This window comes from Vibrio proteolyticus NBRC 13287 (genome assembly GCF_000467125.1).
Classification (GTDB): domain Bacteria; phylum Pseudomonadota; class Gammaproteobacteria; order Enterobacterales; family Vibrionaceae; genus Vibrio; species Vibrio proteolyticus.
Genome location: NZ_BATJ01000004.1, coordinates 128,602 through 149,188 on the forward strand (window position 1 = coordinate 128,602; position 20,587 = coordinate 149,188).

General features: G+C 52.2%; 18 protein-coding genes. 8 read left to right on the forward strand and 10 right to left on the reverse strand.

Annotation, left to right across the window (positions count from 1 at the left end):
- The first annotated feature begins 90 nt into the window (after positions 1-90).
- Entirely contained in the window at positions 91-339 is a 249-nt protein-coding gene (locus VPR01S_RS06580) for a DUF3624 domain-containing protein (RefSeq protein ID WP_021704519.1), read from the forward strand.
- A 215-nt stretch (positions 340-554) separates the two neighbouring features.
- On the opposite strand, the gene argH is transcribed toward VPR01S_RS06580, so the two are convergent.
- The 4 genes from argH to argC form a co-directional block, all read right to left on the reverse strand.
- Entirely contained in the window at positions 555-2,429 is a 1,875-nt protein-coding gene (argH, locus tag VPR01S_RS06585; protein WP_021704520.1) for an argininosuccinate lyase, read from the reverse strand.
- Between the two features lie 270 nt (positions 2,430-2,699).
- Positions 2,700-3,920, reverse strand: coding sequence for an argininosuccinate synthase (locus tag VPR01S_RS06590; RefSeq protein WP_021704521.1), 1,221 nt, complete (start codon positions 3,918-3,920; stop codon positions 2,700-2,702).
- Positions 3,921-4,017: 97 nt separating this feature from the next.
- Positions 4,018-4,809, reverse strand: a complete 792-nt coding sequence (gene argB, locus VPR01S_RS06595; RefSeq protein ID WP_021704522.1) for an acetylglutamate kinase — start codon at positions 4,807-4,809, stop codon at positions 4,018-4,020.
- Between the two features lie 19 nt (positions 4,810-4,828).
- Positions 4,829-5,830 carry an N-acetyl-gamma-glutamyl-phosphate reductase gene (argC, locus tag VPR01S_RS06600; protein WP_021704523.1) on the reverse strand — a complete coding sequence of 334 codons (1,002 nt, stop codon included), beginning with the start codon at positions 5,828-5,830 and terminating at the stop codon, positions 4,829-4,831.
- A gap of 154 nt (positions 5,831-5,984) precedes the next feature.
- Between argC and argE the strand changes: the two genes are divergently transcribed.
- The 3 genes from argE to VPR01S_RS06615 all read left to right on the forward strand — a co-directional run bounded on the left by argE (position 5,985) and on the right by VPR01S_RS06615 (position 10,966).
- Complete coding sequence (argE, locus tag VPR01S_RS06605; protein ID WP_021704524.1) at positions 5,985-7,121, forward strand: acetylornithine deacetylase; 1,137 nt, start codon at positions 5,985-5,987, stop codon at positions 7,119-7,121.
- 232 nt (positions 7,122-7,353) lie between these two features.
- Positions 7,354-9,987, forward strand: coding sequence for a phosphoenolpyruvate carboxylase (ppc, locus tag VPR01S_RS06610; protein ID WP_021704525.1), 2,634 nt, complete (start codon positions 7,354-7,356; stop codon positions 9,985-9,987).
- Positions 9,988-10,426: 439 nt separating this feature from the next.
- Entirely contained in the window at positions 10,427-10,966 is a 540-nt protein-coding gene (locus VPR01S_RS06615) for a PadR family transcriptional regulator (protein WP_021704526.1), read from the forward strand.
- A 106-nt stretch (positions 10,967-11,072) separates the two neighbouring features.
- On the opposite strand, the gene cysE is transcribed toward VPR01S_RS06615, so the two are convergent.
- The 5 genes from cysE to epmA all read right to left on the reverse strand — a co-directional run bounded on the left by cysE (position 11,073) and on the right by epmA (position 15,424).
- Positions 11,073-11,894 carry a serine O-acetyltransferase gene (gene cysE / locus VPR01S_RS06620; protein WP_021704527.1) on the reverse strand — a complete coding sequence of 274 codons (822 nt, stop codon included), beginning with the start codon at positions 11,892-11,894 and terminating at the stop codon, positions 11,073-11,075.
- Between the two features lie 72 nt (positions 11,895-11,966).
- Complete coding sequence (gene gpsA / locus VPR01S_RS06625; protein WP_021704528.1) at positions 11,967-13,004, reverse strand: NAD(P)H-dependent glycerol-3-phosphate dehydrogenase; 1,038 nt, start codon at positions 13,002-13,004, stop codon at positions 11,967-11,969.
- A gap of 135 nt (positions 13,005-13,139) precedes the next feature.
- Positions 13,140-13,607 carry a protein-export chaperone SecB gene (gene secB / locus VPR01S_RS06630; protein ID WP_021704529.1) on the reverse strand — a complete coding sequence of 156 codons (468 nt, stop codon included), beginning with the start codon at positions 13,605-13,607 and terminating at the stop codon, positions 13,140-13,142.
- A gap of 179 nt (positions 13,608-13,786) precedes the next feature.
- A complete protein-coding gene (locus tag VPR01S_RS06635) occupies positions 13,787-14,221 on the reverse strand; it encodes a rhodanese-like domain-containing protein (RefSeq protein ID WP_021704530.1) in 435 nt (144 codons plus the stop codon).
- A gap of 231 nt (positions 14,222-14,452) precedes the next feature.
- A complete protein-coding gene (gene epmA / locus VPR01S_RS06640; RefSeq protein ID WP_021704531.1) occupies positions 14,453-15,424 on the reverse strand; it encodes an elongation factor P--(R)-beta-lysine ligase in 972 nt (323 codons plus the stop codon).
- 392 nt (positions 15,425-15,816) lie between these two features.
- On the opposite strand from epmA, the gene frdA reads away from it, so the two are divergent.
- From frdA to frdD, 4 genes are read left to right on the forward strand one after another with little or no spacing between them, the layout of a single operon-like run.
- Complete coding sequence (gene frdA, locus VPR01S_RS06645; RefSeq protein WP_021704532.1) at positions 15,817-17,637, forward strand: fumarate reductase (quinol) flavoprotein subunit; 1,821 nt, start codon at positions 15,817-15,819, stop codon at positions 17,635-17,637.
- Positions 17,637-18,395 carry a succinate dehydrogenase/fumarate reductase iron-sulfur subunit gene (locus tag VPR01S_RS06650; protein ID WP_021704533.1) on the forward strand — a complete coding sequence of 253 codons (759 nt, stop codon included), beginning with the start codon at positions 17,637-17,639 and terminating at the stop codon, positions 18,393-18,395. The genes frdA and VPR01S_RS06650 overlap by 1 nt, the downstream gene beginning before the upstream one ends.
- A 2-nt stretch (positions 18,396-18,397) precedes the next feature.
- The gene (frdC, locus tag VPR01S_RS06655; protein ID WP_021704534.1) at positions 18,398-18,781 is read left to right on the forward strand and encodes a fumarate reductase subunit FrdC; all 384 of its coding nucleotides are present in this window, start codon (positions 18,398-18,400) and stop codon (positions 18,779-18,781) included.
- Positions 18,782-18,793: 12 nt separating this feature from the next.
- The gene (gene frdD, locus VPR01S_RS06660) at positions 18,794-19,171 is read left to right on the forward strand and encodes a fumarate reductase subunit FrdD (RefSeq protein WP_021704535.1); all 378 of its coding nucleotides are present in this window, start codon (positions 18,794-18,796) and stop codon (positions 19,169-19,171) included.
- Between the two features lie 61 nt (positions 19,172-19,232).
- Here the strand turns inward: frdD and hslU are convergent, their stop codons facing one another.
- Positions 19,233-20,564 (reverse strand): ATP-dependent protease ATPase subunit HslU, encoded by a 1,332-nt coding sequence (gene hslU / locus VPR01S_RS06665; RefSeq protein ID WP_021704536.1) that lies wholly within the window; start codon positions 20,562-20,564, stop codon positions 19,233-19,235.
- Positions 20,565-20,587 lie beyond the last annotated feature (23 nt).

Consider the following 20,587-nt stretch of genomic DNA (forward strand, 5'->3'; position numbering starts at 1 on the left):
TGTTTTGCCCGACAATACAACCCTAAAAAAAGCCAGACGATCACCTCATGACTTCGCGATATACTGTCAAGGTAGAGTGCGGAGGAAGGCATGGGATGTCATGACTGCCAGGAAAACTGGTTCTGGAAGAAAATAGGCCGTTGTCAGCGCTGCATGGATCAGCTGACGGTCTTATCTGTGTTGTGCTGGATTATCTGGTGGCTGGGATTTCGTCACGATCCGGCCAGTATTGAGTCGATCAGTTTGATCATTGCCGGCTTTGCGTTTAACGGGTTGCTATTTTTGCATCTGTGGATGCGCTTTGTGATCCTGCCCTGGCGCAAACGGCAAAGAAAATAGCGCACATTACTCGCCAGTCAGCCGAATAGTCAGAGCCATCTGCCAGATACAAAAAAGCCCCAAAACCAAACTGTAGTCTCGGGGCCCTCTTAGATTCTTCTAAGAAAAAGCAGTGGTACTTTAATAGACTCTGCCTTTTCTTATTGGTTCCCAAAAATTCGATCTTTTTTGATCTTTTTTCTGAGAAAACTTAAACATCGATAACAATCAATCAGTTAAGCAACATTCACGCGAGTAATAACTTGTTCAACGAGATTGATCTCCAACGCCACTTCATCACAGGCATGCTGACGCGGGCACTGGTCACAGTCTTTGAGGACTTTTTCCGGCAGCAAGGATTTCGAGGTCGGTAAAAAGGCCTGCTTCATAAAAAACTCCGGCGTACGGGTCAGGACAAACACTTTTTTGATCGCCATCTGACGCGCTTTCTCCACCAAGTGCTGCACAATCGCCGTGCCCTGTCCCTGGCCTTGCCAACCAGCTTCAATCCCGAGTGAACGGATTTCGGCCAGTCCTGAATCATAAACGTACAGCGAAGCACACCCGGTGACTTCCCCGTGATGTTCGGCGACAGCAAATGAGCCGATGTCGCGCACCAACTCACTGCGCGAGCGCGGCAGGTTCTCGCCAAGGTTCGCCCAGTAAGCCACCATACCTTCGAGCGCTTCAATATCCGTCAGCCTCGCCGAGCGCACTTTGACCGCAGAGGCATCGCGTTTATCCAGACGCTTCTCCGCCTCATTCACCGCATAAGCGACCTGCTTGGGTGACACACCACCGAGCGCGCAACGCTTCTCCAGGCAGGATTCGATGGTCAGAATCGCATACACATCCGCTTCAATCACCTCCGAGAACGCTTTCAGCTCTGGCAGTGACAACTCTTCCAGTGCGCAGCCTTTCTCTATCGCTCCGACCACCGCCACACCAACGATGTGGTGCGCTTCCCGGAACGGAATCCCCTTGGCCACTAAATAGTCGGCCAGTTCAGTGGCATTGGCGTACCCCTGTTTCGCCGCCTCCAGCGTCCGCTCAGCATTCACTTTAATGCCATCAAAGCACAACGCCGCCATTTCCATGCAATCGTTCCAGGTGTCAAGCGCATCAAACAGGCCTTCTTTGTCTTCCTGCATGTCTTTGTTGTACGCCAACGGCAAGGCTTTAACGGTCATCATCATGGCCGCCAGAGCGCCGTAAACCCGACCGGTTTTCCCCCGAATCAACTCCAGAGCATCCGGGTTCTTTTTCTGCGGCATCAACGACGAGCCTGATGTCACGGTATCCGCCAGTTCAATAAAACCGGACTCCCCCGAATTATAGAAGATCATATCTTCCGCCAGACGCGACAGGTGGAGCATCGACACCGACGCCACCGACATCAGTTCCATGACGTGATCGCGATCCGATACCGAATCGAGTGAGTTACGGGTAGCACGCTGAAAACCCAGATTGTGCGCCAGTTTTTCCCGATCAATCGCATAAGCGGTTCCGGCCAGCGCACCCGAACCGAGCGGGCACGTGTCGAGCCGCTTGAGCGCGTCAGCAAGGCGTGAATAGTCCCGCTCAAACATCTCCACGTAGGCCAGACACCAGTGAGCAAAGGTCACCGGCTGTGCCCGTTGTAAATGAGTATAACCCGGCAACACGGTGTTCTGATGCTGACTGGCAACCTCAACCATTTTGACCTGAAGCCGATCGAGCGCCATCAGCAGTTGGTGCCCTTGTTGACGACACCAGAGTTTCAGATCGGTCGCCACCTGATCGTTCCGTGACCGGCCGGTATGCAGCTTTTTGCCCAGATCACCGACTTTGCCAATCAACTGTTGCTCCACCCATGAGTGAATGTCTTCGGCATCGGAACGCAGGATCTGGTGTGGGTCTTCCATCACCTCGAGCTTAAGCTCATTCAGCGCCAACTCTAGCTTCTGCTGCTCTTCATCCGTCAGTACCTCGACTGACAGCAGTGCTTTTGACCAGGCAATCGAGCCGACAATGTCCTGCTCAGCCAATCGGTAGTCAAAGCGAAGTGAATCGTTGAATTCTTTGAACCGTGTGTCTGCCGCTTGGGTAAATCTTCCGCCCCATAATGCCATTGCGTCTCTCCTAATGCTCACTATTCACTGCTGTGCTACGATGGTACCTGACTCGCAATCAGGTTATTTTTTGTGTTCGTCAACGTTACGGTATGTTGAACAAAAAATAAAGTAAAAATTCATTTTTAAAACATACTTATTCACAAGGTAAACTTATCACTACAACGAGCCTATCTCTGTAAAAATAAAGCCCGCTTGCATAAACAAGCGGGCTTTGTTGTTCCACCATCAGATGAGTATTTATTTTATCGCCTGACGATACGACAACCGTTACTGACGCTTTTTGGCTTCATTGAGCGCCCGGATGCGGCTCGACAGCGAGTACAGGCGGATGAAGCCGCCAGCATGGCTGTGATCGTACACGTCGTCATCACCAAAGGTGGCGAACTCTTCGGAATACAAACTGTTGTCGGAGCGCTTCTGCGTGACCGTTGCCTGACCTTTGTACAGTTTCACGACAACTTCACCGTTGACGTCCTGTGCCAGTTCTTCAGACGCGGCCAGAATAGATTTGCACAGTGGTGTGAACCAGCGACCATCATACACCAGATGCGACGCTTTCAGACCCAGCTCTTCACGAAACTCAAACGCACTTTTATCCAGCACCAGTTGCTCTACAGCGCGCAGCGCTTCCATCATGATGGCGCCTCCCGGAGTTTCGTAGCAGCCACGGGATTTCATACCGACCAAACGGTTCTCAACGATGTCGATACGGCCGACGCCATGTTTGGCACCTTTTTCATTCAGGTATACCAGTGCGTTGTACGGCGTCATCTGTTCACCATCGACACAGACCACTTCGCCCTTAGCGACTTTCAGCGTGACATACTCTGCTTCGTTTGGCGCCTGCTCCGGATCCACGGTCCAGACCCAACAGTCTTCGTTCGGTGCATTCCAGGTATCTTCCAGTACACCGCCTTCGGTTGAGATGTGCCAAGCGTTTGCGTCACGTGAGTAAATCTTGGTTAGTGATGCGCTGCACGGAATGTTACGCTCAGCCAGGTAATCCAGACACTCTTCACGGCTGACCAGATCCCATTCACGCCATGGAGCGATCACATGCAGATCCGGCGCCAGTGCCGCAAATGCACCTTCAAAACGTACCTGGTCATTACCTTTACCGGTACAGCCGTGACACAGTGCATCGGCCCCTACCTGACGTGCAATCTCTACCTGTGCTTTGGCGATGATCGGCCGTGCCATTGACGTGCCAAGCAGATATTTCCCTTCATAATAAGCACCGGTTTTCAGCGTCGGATAGATGTACTCAGCCACCATTTCTTCTTTCAGGTCAACCACGTAGCATTCGGACGCACCCGATGCCTTGGCTTTCTCTTCAATCCCGACCAGCTCGTCTTCACCCTGACCAACATCAGCCACAAACGCGACCACTTCACAATCGTAATTCTCTTTCAGCCACGGGATGATCACTGAGGTATCCAGACCGCCAGAATATGCGACAACAACTTTATTCACTTCAACTTTGCTCATTTTCTCTCTCCTAATTTCCCCAGCCTGCGCCTGGCGGTCAGTGCTCAGGAATACTTCCATTCTTTGCTCTTTCAATTGTCTGGGTGTTTTTGCGCGGTTACTGCGGCAAAAACTGAGTCCCAATACTTGTGCCGCCAAACAGCTGCGTCAGTTTTTCAGGGTAACGCCAGGTGGCCACTTCTATCGGCCGACCCAGGTCCGCTGCCGCCTGTAACGCCGCTTGGACTTTGACGATCATGCCGTCGGTGATGACCTGCCCCTCGATCAGCTTATTGGCCTGAACTTCATCCAGTCGCTTAATCAAATGGCCTTTGCCATCCAGCACACCGCTGACGTCCGACAGCAACACCAGCTCCGCATCCATCGCCCCCGCAACAGCGACGGCCGCCTGGTCAGCATTGACGTTCATCATCTGACCGTCCGTCGTCAGGCCAATGGAACTGATGATCGGCAGTGCACCGGTCGCAAGGATCGCTTGCAACACCGCTGAGTTGCCGGGCAACGCTTTGCCAACCGCGCCAAGCTCCGCGTCCAGCTCTTCCACCACGCACAAACCGCCATCCGCCAGACTCAGACCCACCGCATTCAAGCCATCTTTGATCGCCTGACCTTGTAGCATCTTGTTCGCCGTGCCCGCCAAAGCGCCGGCAATCAATGGAATCTGATCGTACGGGGTCACCCGCAAACCGTGTTTTTTCTCGGTTTTGAGCTGAAGTTTGCTCATCAGATCGTCCACCAGATAACCCCCACCGTGGACGATCACAATTCGTCGCTGAGCCTGATTCTGGTAGTCAGCAATCGCGCCAAAAACCTGGCTGAGCGTTTCAGTGCAAGACAATGCCGCACCGCCTAATTTGATCACCAATGGTGTCATGTTGTTATCCGTCATAACGTTTCCTTCAGCCTGCTTACAGCAGCGCAGTTAACTCAGAAAAACCGTAGTGAATGTTTAAACACTGCATCGCTTGACTCGATGCGCCTTTGAGCAAGTTATCGATCGCCGCGATGACAATGATGTGCTCGCCCTGAACCTTCCAGCTGATATCGCAGAAAGGGGTAAATTCAACGTCCTGAATCCGGGGGATGGTGGTTTTGATTCGAACCGCCGGCTTATCCTGATAGGCCTGATGAAAAGCCTGTTCGATTGCGTCTGCGGTCACACCCGGTTGCAACTTCATGGTAATCGTCGCCAGAATACCGCGCTTAAAGTTGCCCAGATGAGGCGTGAATATTACGTCGCACCCCAGATGATGGGCAATTTCCGGCTGATGACGGTGCGTAAACACGCCGTATGGCTGCAAGCTCACTTCACAGAAGCTGTTGGTCATCGAGGCTTTACGCCCGGCACCAGAGACACCACTGGTGGCGTTGATCACAGGCCATTGGCCGACATCCAGCAAACCGGCGCAAATCAAAGGCTTGATCGCTAGTTGAGAAGCGGTCGGGTAGCATCCTGCCACGGCAATCAACTGTGCCTGTTTAATAGCCTCGCCATTCCATTCCGCCAGACCATATGCCGCGTTATCCAGCCACTCGGCGTGCTGATGTGTAAAGCCATAAAAATCGGTGTAAAACGCATCATTTTTCACCCGGAAGGCACCGGATAAATCAAACACTTGGCAACCGTGATCCAGCAGTATTGGGGCGATGTCATGGCTGACCTCATGCGCCGTTGCCAAAAACACCACATCCGCCTCTTTGGCGACCTGTGCCACGTCCACCAGAGGCTGCACCACCTGCTGCACCACACCGGAGAGTTTGCCGTGCAACTGAGAAATACACTTTCCGGCATCCAGGCTATTTGCAGACACGTATAAACCTGCTAGCGTGAGTTGAGGGTGTTTTTCCACCATGAGGGCCAACTCGGCCCCGGTGTAACCGCTGGCGCCAATGATTGTGGTTTTAAGCATCTCAGACATCCCGATTTAAGGTAAAAAGCACACTTTAAAAGTGATTATTAATCTAAAAAAAAGAGCTTATAGTGATTTTTTATTCACTCGATATGATTTAATATGTGTTTTACCGATTTAATGTATTTCTGTCAACCGTAGAAGCGAAGATAATATGCAATTACCGAGTTTTATTGAGGTCTACCGTGGCCTGATTTCGACCTCTTCCATCAGTTCTACCGACCCGAGTTGGGACGAAGGCAACAGCAAAGTGATTGAAAAGCTTGCCACCTGGTTAAAAGATCTCGGCTTTGAGGTGCAGGTGACCGAAGTGGAACCGGGTAAAATGAACCTGTTGGCGAAAAAGGGTCAGGGGGAAGGCGGATTGCTGCTGGCTGGTCACTCTGACACCGTCCCCTTCGATCAGGGGCGCTGGAACTACGATCCACACGCACTGACCGAAGACAACAACCGGTTTTACGGGCTCGGGACAGCCGACATGAAAGGCTTTTTTGCATTTATTGTAGAGGCCGTCAAAAAGGTCGACTGGAGTAAGCAAAGCAAGCCCCTCTATATCCTCGCCACCTGCGATGAAGAGACCACGATGCTGGGCGCACGCCACTTTACCGCCGATGCGCCAGTCAAGCCGGACTATTGCATCATCGGTGAACCCACCAGTCTGGTGCCGATCCGGGGTCACAAAGGTCACGTTGCCAATGCGATCCGAGTCACCGGGAAATCCGGCCACTCCTCCGATCCGGCGCTGGGCGTCAACGCGATTGAGATCATGCATGAAGTGCTGTTTGCCATGATGCAACTGCGCGATCGTCTGATCAAAGAGTACCACCATCCGGGATTTGCGATTCCAAGCCCGACCCTCAATCTCGGTCATATTCACGGCGGTGACAGCGCTAACCGTATCTGTGGTTGCTGTGAACTGCACTACGACGTGCGCCCCTTGCCGGGCATCAGCCTGGACGGCCTGAACAATATGTTGCGTGACGCGCTGAAAGAGATTGAAACTAAATGGCCGGGCCGGATTGCTATTACACCACTGCACGAGCCTATTCCCGGCTACGAATGCGAGCACGACCATCCGTTTATCAGCAGCATGGAAGGCATTTGCAATACCGCTTCACAAACGGTCAACTACTGTACCGAAGCCCCCTTCCTGCAGCAGTTGTGTCCGACACTGGTCCTCGGTCCGGGCTCAATTGATCAGGCCCATCAGCCAGATGAGTTTCTCGCGTTCGAATTTATCGATCCGACGATCAATATTCTGTCGAAGGCGATGTACCAATACTGCTTCTGATCGGCCAGACAACACGCACCTCAGATCAGTATGTGCGGTTGTCGTCTGGCAGACTTTTTTGTAATTAACTTTCAACATATTCCGACAAAATGACGAATTGAATACATCGCGACGGATACGCGTAATAATTGCAAACTTAAGCGGCTTTATTTGACTCCGAGCAATATTTTTAGCTAGATTGGGTGTCTAATAAGGAACATTGGATGTAATTTTTTTTCAAGGCAGGAAGACAATGAACGAAAAATACGCTGCGCTCAAAAGTAACGTAAGTATGCTGGGCCATCTGCTTGGTAACACCATTCGCGACGCTGAAGGCGACGTTATTTTAGAGAAAGTAGAAACGATTCGTAAACTTTCCAAGTCTGCCCGCTCAGGCAGTCAGGAAGACCGAGAGCGCCTGATCGAAGAGATAAAAAGTCTGCCGAATGAGCAGCTAACACCGGTTGCACGCGCCTTTAACCAATTTCTGAATCTGACCAACATCGCCGAGCAATACCACACCATTTCACGTCATTGTGAAGAACACGTGTGTGAACCGGACGCCATCAATGCCCTGTTCAACAAACTGACCCAAAATGACATCAGTAAGCTGGACACTGCGCAGGCCATTCGGGATTTGAACATCGAGCTGGTCCTGACCGCGCACCCAACCGAAATTACCCGTCGGACCATGATCAATAAGCTGGTCAAGATTAACGAATGCCTCTCCAAGCTTGAGCTGAGCGACCTTGCTCCGAAAGAGCGGCATAAAACAGAGCGTCGCCTTGATCAATTGATTGCCCAAAGCTGGCACTCGGATGAGATCCGTAAACAGCGCCCAACCCCACTGGACGAAGCCAAATGGGGCTTTGCGGTGGTCGAAAACTCGCTGTGGGACGCCGTGCCGGACTTTTTGCGCGAGCTGGATGAACGCCTGAGCCACTACATCGGTGAAGGACTGCCGATTGATGCACGTCCGGTGCATTTCTCATCCTGGATGGGCGGCGACCGTGACGGTAACCCGTTTGTCACCCACACCATTACCCGCGAAGTGCTGCTGCTGTCGCGCTGGAAAGCCGCCGATCTCTACCTGGCTGACATCAATGAGCTGATCAGCGAACTGTCGATGACCAAGAGCAACGACGCCGTACGCGCGCTGGCGGGTGACGACGAGCACGAGCCTTACCGTGCCATTTTGAAACAGCTGCGTAGCCTGCTGAACGAAACCAAAGAGATCCTCGACGCCAAAATCCATGGCCAAAAACTGGCGGTGAAAGCCCCGCTGCAAAAAGTGGATCAGCTGTGGGAACCACTTTACGCCTGTTACCAGTCTCTGCACGAATGCGGGATGGGCGTGATTGCCGATGGCTCACTACTGGACACGCTGCGCCGGGTGAAAGCGTTTGGCGTCCATCTGGTTCGCCTTGATATCCGCCAGGAAAGCACCCGTCATTCTGAGGTACTGTCAGAGCTGACCCGTTACCTTGGTATCGGCGACTACGATCAATGGAGCGAGCAAGATAAAATTGCCTTCCTGACCAATGAATTGGCCTCGAAGCGCCCGTTGCTTCCACTCGACTGGCAGCCATCTGAACCGGTAAAGGAAGTGCTCGATACCTGTAAAATCATCGCCGTTCAGCCCCGAGAAGCCTTTGGCGCCTATGTAATTTCCATGGCGCGCACGGCGTCTGATGTTCTGGCCGTACACCTGCTGCTGCAAGAAGCTGGCTGCCCATACCGCATGGATGTCTGCCCACTGTTTGAGACGCTGGACGATCTGAACAACGCTGAAGCGGTGATTCAACAGTTGATGGGCATCGATCTGTATCGCGGCTTTATTCAAAACCACCAAATGGTGATGATCGGTTACTCCGATTCAGCCAAAGACGCCGGTGTGATGGCGGCAGGCTGGGCTCAGTACCACGCGATGGAATCCCTGGTCAAAGTGGCCGAGGCCGAAGGCGTGGAACTGACGCTGTTCCACGGCCGGGGAGGAACAGTCGGCCGTGGCGGCGCACCAGCGCATGCGGCCCTGCTGTCTCAGCCTCCGAAAAGCCTCAAAGGCGGCCTGCGCGTTACCGAGCAGGGCGAGATGATTCGCTTTAAACTGGGTCTGCCGGATGTCGCGGTCAACAGTTTTAATCTGTACGCGAGCGCCATACTGGAAGCCAACCTGCTGCCACCGCCAGAGCCAAAGCAAGAGTGGCGCGATCTGATGGAAGTGTTGTCGCAAGTCAGCTGTGAAGCCTATCGCGGTGTGGTACGTGGCGAAGCGGACTTTGTCCCCTACTTCCGCCAGGCGACTCCAGAACTGGAGTTGGGCAAACTGCCGCTGGGTTCACGCCCTGCGAAGCGCAACCCGAAGGGTGGAGTGGAAAGCCTGCGTGCGATTCCCTGGATTTTCTCCTGGAGCCAGAACCGTCTGGTTCTGCCTGCGTGGCTCGGTGCCGGCGAAGCGATTCAGTATTCAATCGACCAGGGCCACCAGGCACTGCTGGAAGAAATGTGTCGTGAGTGGCCGTTCTTCTCAACCCGTTTAGGTATGCTGGAAATGGTCTACTCGAAGTGTAACGCCGAGATCTCCCGTTACTACGACCAACGACTGGCCGATCCGGCGCTGCTGCCACTCGGAGACCGATTGCGCGCGCAATTGCAAAAAGACATCAAAGCCGTGCTCAATGTTGAGAACAACGAAAACCTGATGCAAAGCGATCCTTGGGGTCTGGAATCCATTCGTCTGAGAAATATCTACGTTGAGCCACTCAACATGCTCCAGGCAGAGCTGCTGTACCGGACAAGACAGACAGAAACCGCGTCACCAGAGCTGGAAGATGCGCTGATGGTCACCATTGCCGGGATTGCCGCTGGTATGCGTAACACCGGTTAAACTGGCGAATTCATCCGCCACAAGTATAAATTCGAGGCCAACGTATCACGTTGGCCTTTTGTTTATTCTGCTTACACACTCATTTATGAGAGCATAAAAATTCACAAAAAGGTCAATTAAGACCAACATTTAAGAATTTAAAACTACTTACAAATTAATATTGAGTGTTTTGTCAGTTTTTTGGGCAATTTTGTCCATCTATTCTACTTTATGCTTATTATTTAGATATACTAGTTTCCCTCTGCGGGAACACAATCATACCCATATATCCGCAGTCTTCGATTTACATATCGATCTAGGTGATAAACGGCTTATAAGGTGACATGACCAACATTGATGTTGGCGTTGTTTGAGTGAACTGATGATGAAGTGCCTTTAGAAGCACAACGGTAACTCGAACAGTTGTTTTTTGAGTTTATTGACCATTTGGATTGAAGACATGTCATTACCACACGTTATCCTTACTGTTCTGAGCACACGAGATGCCACCGGATACGATATCACTAAAGAGTTTTCCGCCAGCATCGGCTATTTCTGGAAAGCCAGCCACCAACAAGTATACCGCGAGCTGAACAAAATGGCTCAAAATGGTCTGGTGACCTGTATATTAGAGCCCCAGGAAGGCAAGCCAGATCGTAAGGTTTATTCTATTACAGATGCCGGCCGAAGTGCGCTGGGTGAATGGTTCGATCAACCGACCGCTCATCCGACCGTACGCGATGAATTTTCTGCCAAACTGATGGCCTGTTCTGTGCAAGCGGCTGACCCATTCCGAGCTCAACTGGCGGAATTGGTCGAAGAATCACGTAAACTGGTTGCCCATTATCAGGAAATCGAAGCGGCTTACTACTCCACACCGTCTACCCTGGACAAGCATCAGCGTCTGGAACGCTTAACACTGCGTCGCAACCTGCTGGTGCGCAAAGCGTGGATCAGCTGGGCTGATGAAGTGCTGGCGGAGCTGGACGCGTTAAGCTGACATCCGGCTAACGGTTTAAGGGAAGGCTCGGCCTTCCCTTTTTGTTGTGGCTCAGCCACAACAAAAAGGCGCACTCAGTGGTGCGCCTGGTTATCTTGTCTACGGCTTAAATCCCGTCGCCGCCAATAAAACTTTGCGAGCGACCATTGAACTGCTGGTCCATATCCAATGACGGTTTATCCGTTTTGGGCCTTCCAACAATCTTAGCGGGTACACCGGCGACTGTCGTATGTGGCGGCACTGGCTGGAGCACCACCGAACAAGAACCAATTTTCGCCCCTTCTCCGACCTCAATATTGCCAAGAATTTTCGCCCCAGCCCCAATCATCACCCCTTCACGGATCTTAGGATGTCGATCGCCACACTCTTTCCCCGTACCACCGAGCGTTACGTCCTGCAAAATGGACACATCATCTTCCACCACGGCCGTTTCACCGATGACGATTCCTGTCGCGTGATCGAGCATGATCCCACGGCCGATGCGAGCTGCCGGATGGATGTCCACCTGACACGCCACCGAGATCTGATTCTGAAAATACGTCGCCAGTGCAATCCGGCCTTGCTTCCATAACCAGTTGGCCACCCGATAGCCCTGCAGAGCATGGTATCCCTTGAGATACAGCAATGGCATGGAATACATCGACACTGCCGGGTCACGGTTCACCGTTGCGCAGATATCACAAGCGGCCGCTTCGGTGATACACGAGTCGCTGTTAAACGCTTCTTCAACAACCTCGCGTACCGCCATGGCAGGCATGGAGGCGGTATTCAGTTTGTTCGCCAGGATGTAACTCAATGCGGCGGCCAAACTCTCGTGCTTAATGATGGTGGCATGGTAAAAGCTGGCCAGCATGGGCTCCTGCTCAGACTGCTCGCGCGCTTCCTGCACGATCGCTTTCCACACCCTCTGTTTTTCGCAATGTTTCATACTCGTTCCCGACCACCCAGCCTGCGTGACGATATGCCGTCATCGTCCCCACAGCGGGCGTTTTACGTGTGTCTATTTCCCTTCCGCTTTTTTATCGCGCGCCAGCAAATCCTGTGCGGCTAAGCGGGCATCTTTACCTTGATACAATACTTGATAAATCTGGTCAACTATCGGCATCTCAACACCCATCCGGCTGGCCAACAACCAGACTTCTTTGGTATTGCGGTAACCTTCGACTACCTGGCCAATCTCTTGTTGCGCCGTATCGACGTCTTTTCCCTGCCCTAGCGCGAGGCCAAAGCGGCGGTTCCGCGATTGGTTGTCTGTACAAGTCAGCACCAGATCACCCAATCCTGCCATGCCCATGAAGGTTTCAGGTTTGGCCCCCAGTGCCGCGCCCAGGCGTGACATTTCCGCCAAACCTCGGGTGATCAGTGCCGTACGGGCATTCGCCCCAAAACCAATCCCATCGGACATGCCTGCGCCAATCGCAATGACGTTTTTCACTGCTCCGCCCAGCTGCATGCCGATAAAATCATCGTTGGCATACACACGGAAGGTCTTACTGCAGTGGATTTTTTCTTGCAGGTCACGCACAAACTCGGTATCCGGTGATGCTACCGAAATGGCCGTGGGTAATCCCATCGCCAGCTCTTTAGCAAACGTCGGACCGGACAATACTGCTAGCGAATAACCTTCACCCAGTACATCGTGCACCACTTCTTTCAGCAGACGCCCCGTTTCCGGCTCCAGCCCTTTGGTTGCCCAGCACAAGCGTGTGTCTGAGCGCAAATGCGGCTTGATGTTACCCAGTACAATCCCAAACACATGACTGGGCACCACGATCAGCAGATCACGACTGGCCTGCACCGCGTTACGCAGATCCGCTTCGATTATCAGTGACGGTGGGAAGGCCACATCAGGCAGAAAGGCATGGTTAGCGCGCTCAGCTTCCAGACGCGCCATATGCTCGGGATCATGCCCCCACAACACCACATTGGCACCATTTCTGGCCAGAGAAATGGCCAGGGAGGTACCATAGGAGCCCGCTCCCAGCACGGTCATGGCGATCTCTTTTCCGTACACATTATTCGCTTGTGACTCTGTCATCGATTTATCCACTCAAGTCTTTATTGAATAATAAACAAAAAATGCACAACGCATCGCTTTAAACCGATACTTTGTGCATTTTAATCTGCTTACTGCGGCGCCAAGCTAGCTTAACTCAGCGTCTGTATCGCGTGATTAGGCTTCCGCCTGACCTTCTTGCTGCGCTTGCTGCTGCAGGTAGTTCATGAACAGCGCATCGAAGTTGACTGGCGCCAGGTTCAGTTGCGGGAATGTGCCTTTTACGACCAGACTGGAGATAGTCTCACGTGCGTATGGGAACAGGATGTTTGGACAAAACGCGCCTAAGCAGTGCGCCAGTTGACCGGCTTCCATTTTTTCCGCTGTGAAGATACCACCTTGCTGAACTTCACACAGAAACGCCGTTTCTTCTTCGTTTTTCACTGTTACCGTCAAGCGAAGCACAACTTCGTACACACCTTCGCCCAACTCACGGCTTTGTGTGTCGAGATCCAGTTTCACATCCGGGTTCCACTCTTTCTGGAACATGATTGGTGAATTCGGCGCTTCAAACGACACATCTTTCAGGAAAATACGTTGAATTGCGAAGTTCTGTGCGTCTTGTTGTGGTGCTGCTTCAGCCATGGTTTTAATCCTTAAAAATTCTGTAATATCGAGTCTGGAATCAGACTAACGGAGAGACGTTACCATGACCAGATGAAGCAACCATTACGTGGAAAGCATCACATCTCTGGCAGGCAAACGCTGCCTTTTTAGACAGCGTCTCTCATATCAATGCATGCAAGGCGGGAGCCGAGCCGGAATTACTTTTTGCCACGAACCAACGGCAGGTTCGCTTCATTCCATGCAATCAGACCGTTCTTAAGCAGATTGACGTGTTCAAAGCCCGCTTTGGCCAGCAAGTTTGCACTTTCTTGCGCAGTTTGGCCGGTTTTGCATACCACAATGATTGGGTCAGATTTATGATTTTCAAGGCTACCTAAGTTACCCGCTTTGATGTCCGACGGCAAAATGTGAAGCGCATCGGTAATATGACCTTTTTTGAACTCGTCCTTAGTACGGATATCCACCACCACACCATTGTGGCGATTCATTAGTTCCGTAACCTGTGAGGCCGAGACCTCTTTATAAGCGGCACTCACTGACTTCATAATATTCATGATAAGGGCAATCACTAAGCCCGCCCATGCCAGCGAAAGAATCATATTTTGTTGAAAAAACTCGAAGTACTCTTGCATATTCTGTGCTCTTGCATGTAAAGGGCTGACATGTTCAGCCCACGTTGAATTCAGTCACGAAGTATAACGAGGATAGCCCGCCGAGGCGAGAGCTAAGGTACCGGAATCCGAGATAGGTTAATTATACTCATCTGTGTAACTACGGACTCTGAGTACTAAACATACGACACTCATCATCCACTGTTTATAGCTTAGAATCACAGCATTGAGGTACCAATCTCTTTTACGCGTTTACGCGCGCGGGAAAGGAAACGCGGTGACCTGATCAATATGGTCACAGTTAAGAGCCAGCATAATCAAGCGATCGATCCCCAATGCCACACCCGCACATGGCGGTAAGCCGGCTTCCAGTGCCGCGATCAGATGGTGGTCAATCGGCTGAGGCAACAGTCCCAACTCGATACGCTTGGCGTTATCCTGTTCAAAGCGGCGCAATTGCTCCTGAGGGTTATCCAGCTCATGGAAGCCATTCGCCAGCTCAATCCCTTTGAAATAGACTTCAAACCGCTCCGCGACGCGGCGATCTGCCGGGCTGACTCTGGCCAGCGCGGCCTGCGAGGCAGGAAAGTCGTACACAAACACCGGTGCCTGCTGGCCTATTTTTGGCTCAATCCCGATACTGAACAGCAGTTGCAACAGAGTATCCCGATCCTGCTCTGGCTCAGCGATATCATTTAACCCCAGCGTGGTCGCTACGGCTTTGAGATCCGCCATGCTGCCTTCCAGCGGACACACCTTGAGCACCTGCAAAAACGCCTGCTGATAGGTCATGCGCTGGGCAGCGTGGCACTTTATCGTCAATTGCAGCAGTTGATCCATTTCGTCCATCAACTGATGATGATCTAAGCCCACCCGGTACCACTCCAGCATGGTAAATTCCGGATTGTGGTAACGACCACTTTCCTCGTTACGAAACGCTTTCGCAATCTGGTAAATACAACCACTGCCAGCCGCCAGCAGACGCTTCATGTGAAATTCAGGGCTGGTCATAAAATACAGCTTGCGGCCATTCGCATACCCCGGGCCAACAAACTCAGTCTGAAATGTATGCAGATGAATGTCTGTCACCGTGGCGTGACTCATGGCCGGGGTGTCCACTTCCAGCACGTCGCGCTGCTGAAAAAATTGGCGGATGTCTCTAAGCAAATGCGCACGTTGTTTTAACTGCTCAACAGTGGCGGTCGGTTGCCAATTGGGTTGCATTTTACTGTGTCCTCAATAATGCATCGCTGGCGGGCAAATTAGCAGTTTTGTCCGCCAATGCAAGTGGCTTTTTCTCTACCATGAGGCAACCATTTTACGTACTACAAACAAATATCAATACGATTTCCCTGCCACTTATTGACATCGATTTTCACTGGCAACAAATGATTAACACTAGGAATAACGGTAACTTACGAACAGATACCTCCCTGCCGTGATAGCTATCACATAACCTGTAAATTTTATGCCCTTGTATGCATTTCCGGAGGAAAAACCTAAATACATCAATTTTTCTGACACCATCCTCTCCTACACTAACCCTACCACTTTTGGGGAAATCCCCACTCACAATAACAAGCGGATTTTCCGCATTCATACACTGGAGGATAACTGTGCAAACTATCACCACAGATATCGCAGTCATCGGCGCAGGCGGCGCCGGTCTTCGTACTGCTATTGCAGCGGCTGAAGCAAACCCGGACTTAGAGATCGCATTGATTTCTAAAGTTTACCCTATGCGTTCCCATACGGTCGCTGCCGAGGGTGGCTCCGCAGCAGTTATCAAGGATGAAGACAGCCTGGACAACCACTTCAACGATACCGTTGGCGGTGGCGACTGGCTGTGTGAACAGGATGTTGTTGAATACTTTGTCGAAAACGCGACCCGCGAAATGATCCAAATGGAACAGTGGGGTTGCCCGTGGAGCCGCAAAGAAAACGGTGAAGTCAACGTGCGCCGTTTTGGCGGCATGAAAGTTGAACGCACCTGGTTCGCGGCCGACAAAACCGGTTTCCACATGCTGCACACCCTATTCCAGACATCCATGAAGTACAGCAACATCAAACGTTTTGACGAATACTTTGTGGTGGATCTGCTTGTTGATGAGGGCGAAGTTCAGGGTCTGATCGCCATCCATATGGCGGAAGGCGAACTGGTGACCATCAAAGCCAAATCCGTGGTCCTGGCGACCGGCGGCGCGGGCCGCGTTTACCACTGTAACACCAACGGTGGCATCGTGACTGGGGACGGCATGGCGATGGCGTACCGTCATGGCGTACCACTGCGTGACATGGAATTTGTCCAGTACCACCCCACCGGTCTGCCAGGTACCGGGATCCTGATGACCGAAGGTTGCCGGGGTGAAGGTGGTATCATCGTCAATAAGAACGGCTACCGCTATCTCCAAGATTACGGCATGGGCCCGGAGACCCCGGTTGGTCAGCCGAAAAACAAATACATGGAGCTGGGGCCACGCGACAAAGTCTCTCAGGCGTTCTGGCATGAACAGCAAAAAGGCAACACCATCAAACACCCGCTGGGGGATGTCGTCCACCTCGACTTACGCCACCTCGGTGAAGAGTACTTACAAGAGCGTCTGCCGTTCATCTGTGAGCTGGCCAAAGCGTACGTCAACGTCGACCCCGCCAAAGAACCAATCCCGATTCGCCCGACCGTGCACTACACCATGGGGGGCATTGAAACCGACAAAGAGTGTGAAACACGTATCAAAGGTCTGTTTGCCGTGGGTGAATGTGCCTCTGTCGGCCTGCATGGTGCCAACCGTCTGGGTTCGAACTCTCTGGCCGAGTTTGTCGTCTTTGGTCGCGTGGCGGGTGAAAATGCCGTCAAACGCGCCGCGCAGTTTAACGGCTGGAATGACGACGCTATCCACGCTCAGGTCAAAGCGGTGGAAGAACGCATTCAGGCACTGATGAATCAGGAAGGTGACGAAAACTGGGCGGATATCCGCACTGAAATGGGTCACACCATGGAAGCGGGTTGCGGCATCTATCGTCAGGAAGATCTGATGCAGGCAACGATTGAGAAACTGGCCGAGCTGAAAGAGCGTTACAAGCACATCAGCATCAAAGACAAAGGAAAAGTGTTTAACACCGACCTGCTGTACGCGATAGAAGTCGGTTATGGCCTCGAAGTCGCCGAAGCCATGGTCCACTCAGCGATTTTGCGTACCGAGTCACGCGGCGCTCACCAGCGCCTCGATGAAGGCTGCACTGAACGTGACGATGACCAATTCCTCAAACACTCGCTGGCATTTTTCAATGATGGCACAGCGCCAAGCATTGATTACAGCAAGGTAACCATCACGAAATCTCAGCCTAAAGCCCGTTTGTACGGCGAAGCGGCAGAGAAAGCTGCGGCCGAGGAAGCCGCTAAGCAGGCTCAAGCAACGAACTCAGAGGAGCAGGCCTAATGTCCGCAAACAGAATTCAGAAAGTCGACATTCTGCGCTACGACCCGGAAAAAGACGCAGAGCCGCATCTGCAAAGCTTTGAAGTACCGTTTGATGAAACCATGTCGGTCCTCGACGCAATTGGCTATATCAAAGATCATCTCGACAAAGATCTCTCCTATCGCTGGTCTTGCCGGATGGCCATCTGCGGCTCTTGCGGCATCATGGTCAACGGCGTGCCTAAACTGGCGTGTAAGAGCTTTCTGCGTGACTACCCGAACGGGGTCAAAATTGAGCCGCTGGCCAACTTCCCGATTGAAAAAGATCTGATCGTCGACATGACCCCGTTCATCGAACGCCTGGAAGCGATCAAACCTTACATCATCGGTAACGATCGCAAACCGGAAGACGGGACCAACCTGCAAACTCCAGAGCAGATGGCTAAATACAAACAGTTCGCGGGTTGTATCAACTGTGGTCTGTGCTATGCAGCATGTCCTCAGTTCGGTCTCAATCCGGAATTTATCGGCCCGGCGGCCTTGACTCTGGCTCATCGTTACAACCTCGACAGCCGTGATAATGGCCAGGCGGAACGAATGAAGCTGATCAATGGAGAAAACGGGGCCTGGGGCTGTACGTTTGTCGGTTACTGCTCTGAGGTGTGCCCTAAACATGTCGACCCGGCCGCGGCGGTTAACCAAGGCAAAGTGGCCTCGTCCATGGACTTTGTGATCGCGATGCTCAAACCAGACGGCACACCCGCCAAAGAGGAGGCATAAGGATGAGTAACCGTAAACCGTACGTACGTGAAATGAAACGCACTTGGTGGAAAGACCATCCGTTTTACCGCTTCTATATGCTGCGTGAAGCCACCGTACTGCCGCTGATCCTGTTTACGCTGTTCCTGACCGTCGGTCTTGGAACCTTGGTGAAAGGACCGGAAGCCTGGCAAAGCTGGCTGGCATTTATGGCCAATCCAGTGGTGGTCGCGATCAACATCGTCGCGCTGGCCGGTAGCCTGTTCCATGCCCAGACGTTTTTCAGCATGATGCCACAGGTGATGCCCATCCGTCTTGGTGGCAAACCGGTGGATAAGAAACTCATCGTTCTGGCTCAGTGGGCGGCAGTGGCCTTCATTTCCCTGATCGTACTCATCATCGTGTAAGGAGCGTTGCATATGAACACAAGTTATCACGTCAACCGTTCACCCAAACGTTCTGACGAACCGGTCTGGTGGAGCCTGTTTGGTGCGGGCGGCACCTGGTTTGCCATGATCACGCCGGTGACCATTCTGGTATTGGGGATTCTGGCCCCACTTGGGGTCATTGAGGCCGATGCGCTGAGCTACGAGCGGGTCAGCAGTTTTGCCACCAGCATTATCGGTGCGCTGTTTATCATCGCCACCTTAGCGCTGCCGATGTGGCATGCCATGCACCGAGTTCACCACGGTATGCATGACCTGCAATTTCACACCGGCGTAGTCGGTAAGATCGCTTGCTACGCCTTTGCCGGCATTATTTCGGCGCTGGCGGTGGTGTTTATCTTTATGATTTAACGCCTGACCGACATAAAAAAGCCGACCTTCTGGTCGGCTTTTTTGCATCGTTCGCACTCGCTTACAAAATGAAACGGCTCAAATCTTCGTCTTCCACAAACTCACCCAGACGCGCCTGAACATAGCTGGCATCAATGGTCACCTTACTGCCCGGTTTATCAGTCGCATCAAACGAGATTTCATCCATCAGACGCTCCATCACCGTGTGCAGACGACGAGCACCGATGTTTTCGGTGGTTTCGTTCACTTGCCAGGCCGCCTCAGCAATTTGCTTGATGCCATCATCGGTAAACTCAACGTTCACATCTTCAGTTTTCATCAGCGCGATGTACTGTTCCGTCAACGAGGCTTTCGGCTCTGTCAGGATACGCTTAAAGTCATCGCTCGACAGCGCTTCCAATTCAACTCGGATAGGCAGACGCCCCTGCAGTTCCGGGATCAGATCCGACGGACGAGCGACCTGGAATGCCCCTGATGCAATAAACAGAATGTGGTCGGTTTTAACCATACCATGCTTGGTTGACACAGTACTGCCTTCGATCAGCGGCAGCAGGTCACGCTGTACCCCTTCACGAGACACATCCGGCCCAGAGCTTTCCCCACGCTTACAAATCTTATCGATCTCATCGATAAACACGATACCGTGGTTTTCTACGTTGTAGATCGCCTGCTCTTTCAGCTCTTCCTGATTGACCATCTTGGCCGCTTCTTCTTCAGTCAGGGCTTTCAGCGCGTCTTTGATTTTCATCTTACGCTTTTTGGTGGTGTCACCGGCGAGGTTGGCAAACATGCCTTGCAGCTGGTTGGTCATCTCTTCCATACCCGGAGGAGCCATGATCTCCACCCCCATCTGCGGCGCCGCGACATCAATTTCGATCTCTTTATCGTCGAGCTTGTTCTCACGCAATTTCTTGCGGAACACCTGACGCGTGTGAGACTGATCTTCACTTTGCTCATTTTGTCCCCAGGCATCCCGCGCCGGAGGCAACAAAGCATCCAGAATTCGCTCTTCCGCATGCTCTTCCGCGCGGAATTTCACTTTTTCCATCGCTTGTTGGTGGGTCATTTTCACCGCCACATCCGTCAGATCCCGGATAATGGTTTCCACCTCTTTACCCACGTAACCGACTTCGGTGAATTTGGTCGCTTCGACCTTGATGAACGGCGCATTCGCCAGCTTCGCCAGACGACGGGCAATCTCCGTTTTACCCACCCCGGTCGGGCCAATCATCAGGATATTTTTCGGCGTCACTTCAACACGCAGGCTTTCTTCCAGTTGCATCCGGCGCCAGCGGTTTCGTAGCGCAATCGCTACTGAGCGCTTGGCATTTTCCTGACCGATAATGTGACGGTTCAGTTCATGGACAATTTCGCGTGGAGTCATTTCAGACATAGGGAATTCCTTCAATTCTTTAT

Bases quoted from the DNA above. Each gene is read 5' to 3' on its own strand.
- ppc (WP_021704525.1), top strand. From the start codon at position 7,354: ATGAACGAAAAATACGCTGCGCTCAAAAGTAACGTAAGTATGCTGGGC.
- argC (WP_021704523.1), bottom strand. From the start codon at position 5,830: ATGCTTAAAACCACAATCATTGGCGCCAGCGGTTACACCGGGGCCGAG.
- VPR01S_RS06580 (WP_021704519.1), top strand. From the start codon at position 91: ATGGGATGTCATGACTGCCAGGAAAACTGGTTCTGGAAGAAAATAGGC.
- argB (WP_021704522.1), bottom strand. From the start codon at position 4,809: ATGACGGATAACAACATGACACCATTGGTGATCAAATTAGGCGGTGCG.
- VPR01S_RS06590 (WP_021704521.1), bottom strand. From the start codon at position 3,920: ATGAGCAAAGTTGAAGTGAATAAAGTTGTTGTCGCATATTCTGGCGGT.
- VPR01S_RS06615 (WP_021704526.1), top strand. From the start codon at position 10,427: ATGTCATTACCACACGTTATCCTTACTGTTCTGAGCACACGAGATGCC.
- epmA (WP_021704531.1), bottom strand. From the start codon at position 15,424: ATGCAACCCAATTGGCAACCGACCGCCACTGTTGAGCAGTTAAAACAA.
- frdC (WP_021704534.1), top strand. From the start codon at position 18,398: ATGAGTAACCGTAAACCGTACGTACGTGAAATGAAACGCACTTGGTGG.
- frdD (WP_021704535.1), top strand. From the start codon at position 18,794: ATGAACACAAGTTATCACGTCAACCGTTCACCCAAACGTTCTGACGAA.
- VPR01S_RS06635 (WP_021704530.1), bottom strand. From the start codon at position 14,221: ATGCAAGAGTACTTCGAGTTTTTTCAACAAAATATGATTCTTTCGCTG.
- secB (WP_021704529.1), bottom strand. From the start codon at position 13,607: ATGGCTGAAGCAGCACCACAACAAGACGCACAGAACTTCGCAATTCAA.
- argE (WP_021704524.1), top strand. From the start codon at position 5,985: ATGCAATTACCGAGTTTTATTGAGGTCTACCGTGGCCTGATTTCGACC.
- argH (WP_021704520.1), bottom strand. From the start codon at position 2,429: ATGGCATTATGGGGCGGAAGATTTACCCAAGCGGCAGACACACGGTTC.
- gpsA (WP_021704528.1), bottom strand. From the start codon at position 13,004: ATGACAGAGTCACAAGCGAATAATGTGTACGGAAAAGAGATCGCCATG.
- cysE (WP_021704527.1), bottom strand. From the start codon at position 11,894: ATGAAACATTGCGAAAAACAGAGGGTGTGGAAAGCGATCGTGCAGGAA.
- hslU (WP_021704536.1), bottom strand. From the start codon at position 20,564: ATGTCTGAAATGACTCCACGCGAAATTGTCCATGAACTGAACCGTCAC.
- VPR01S_RS06650 (WP_021704533.1), top strand. From the start codon at position 17,637: ATGTCCGCAAACAGAATTCAGAAAGTCGACATTCTGCGCTACGACCCG.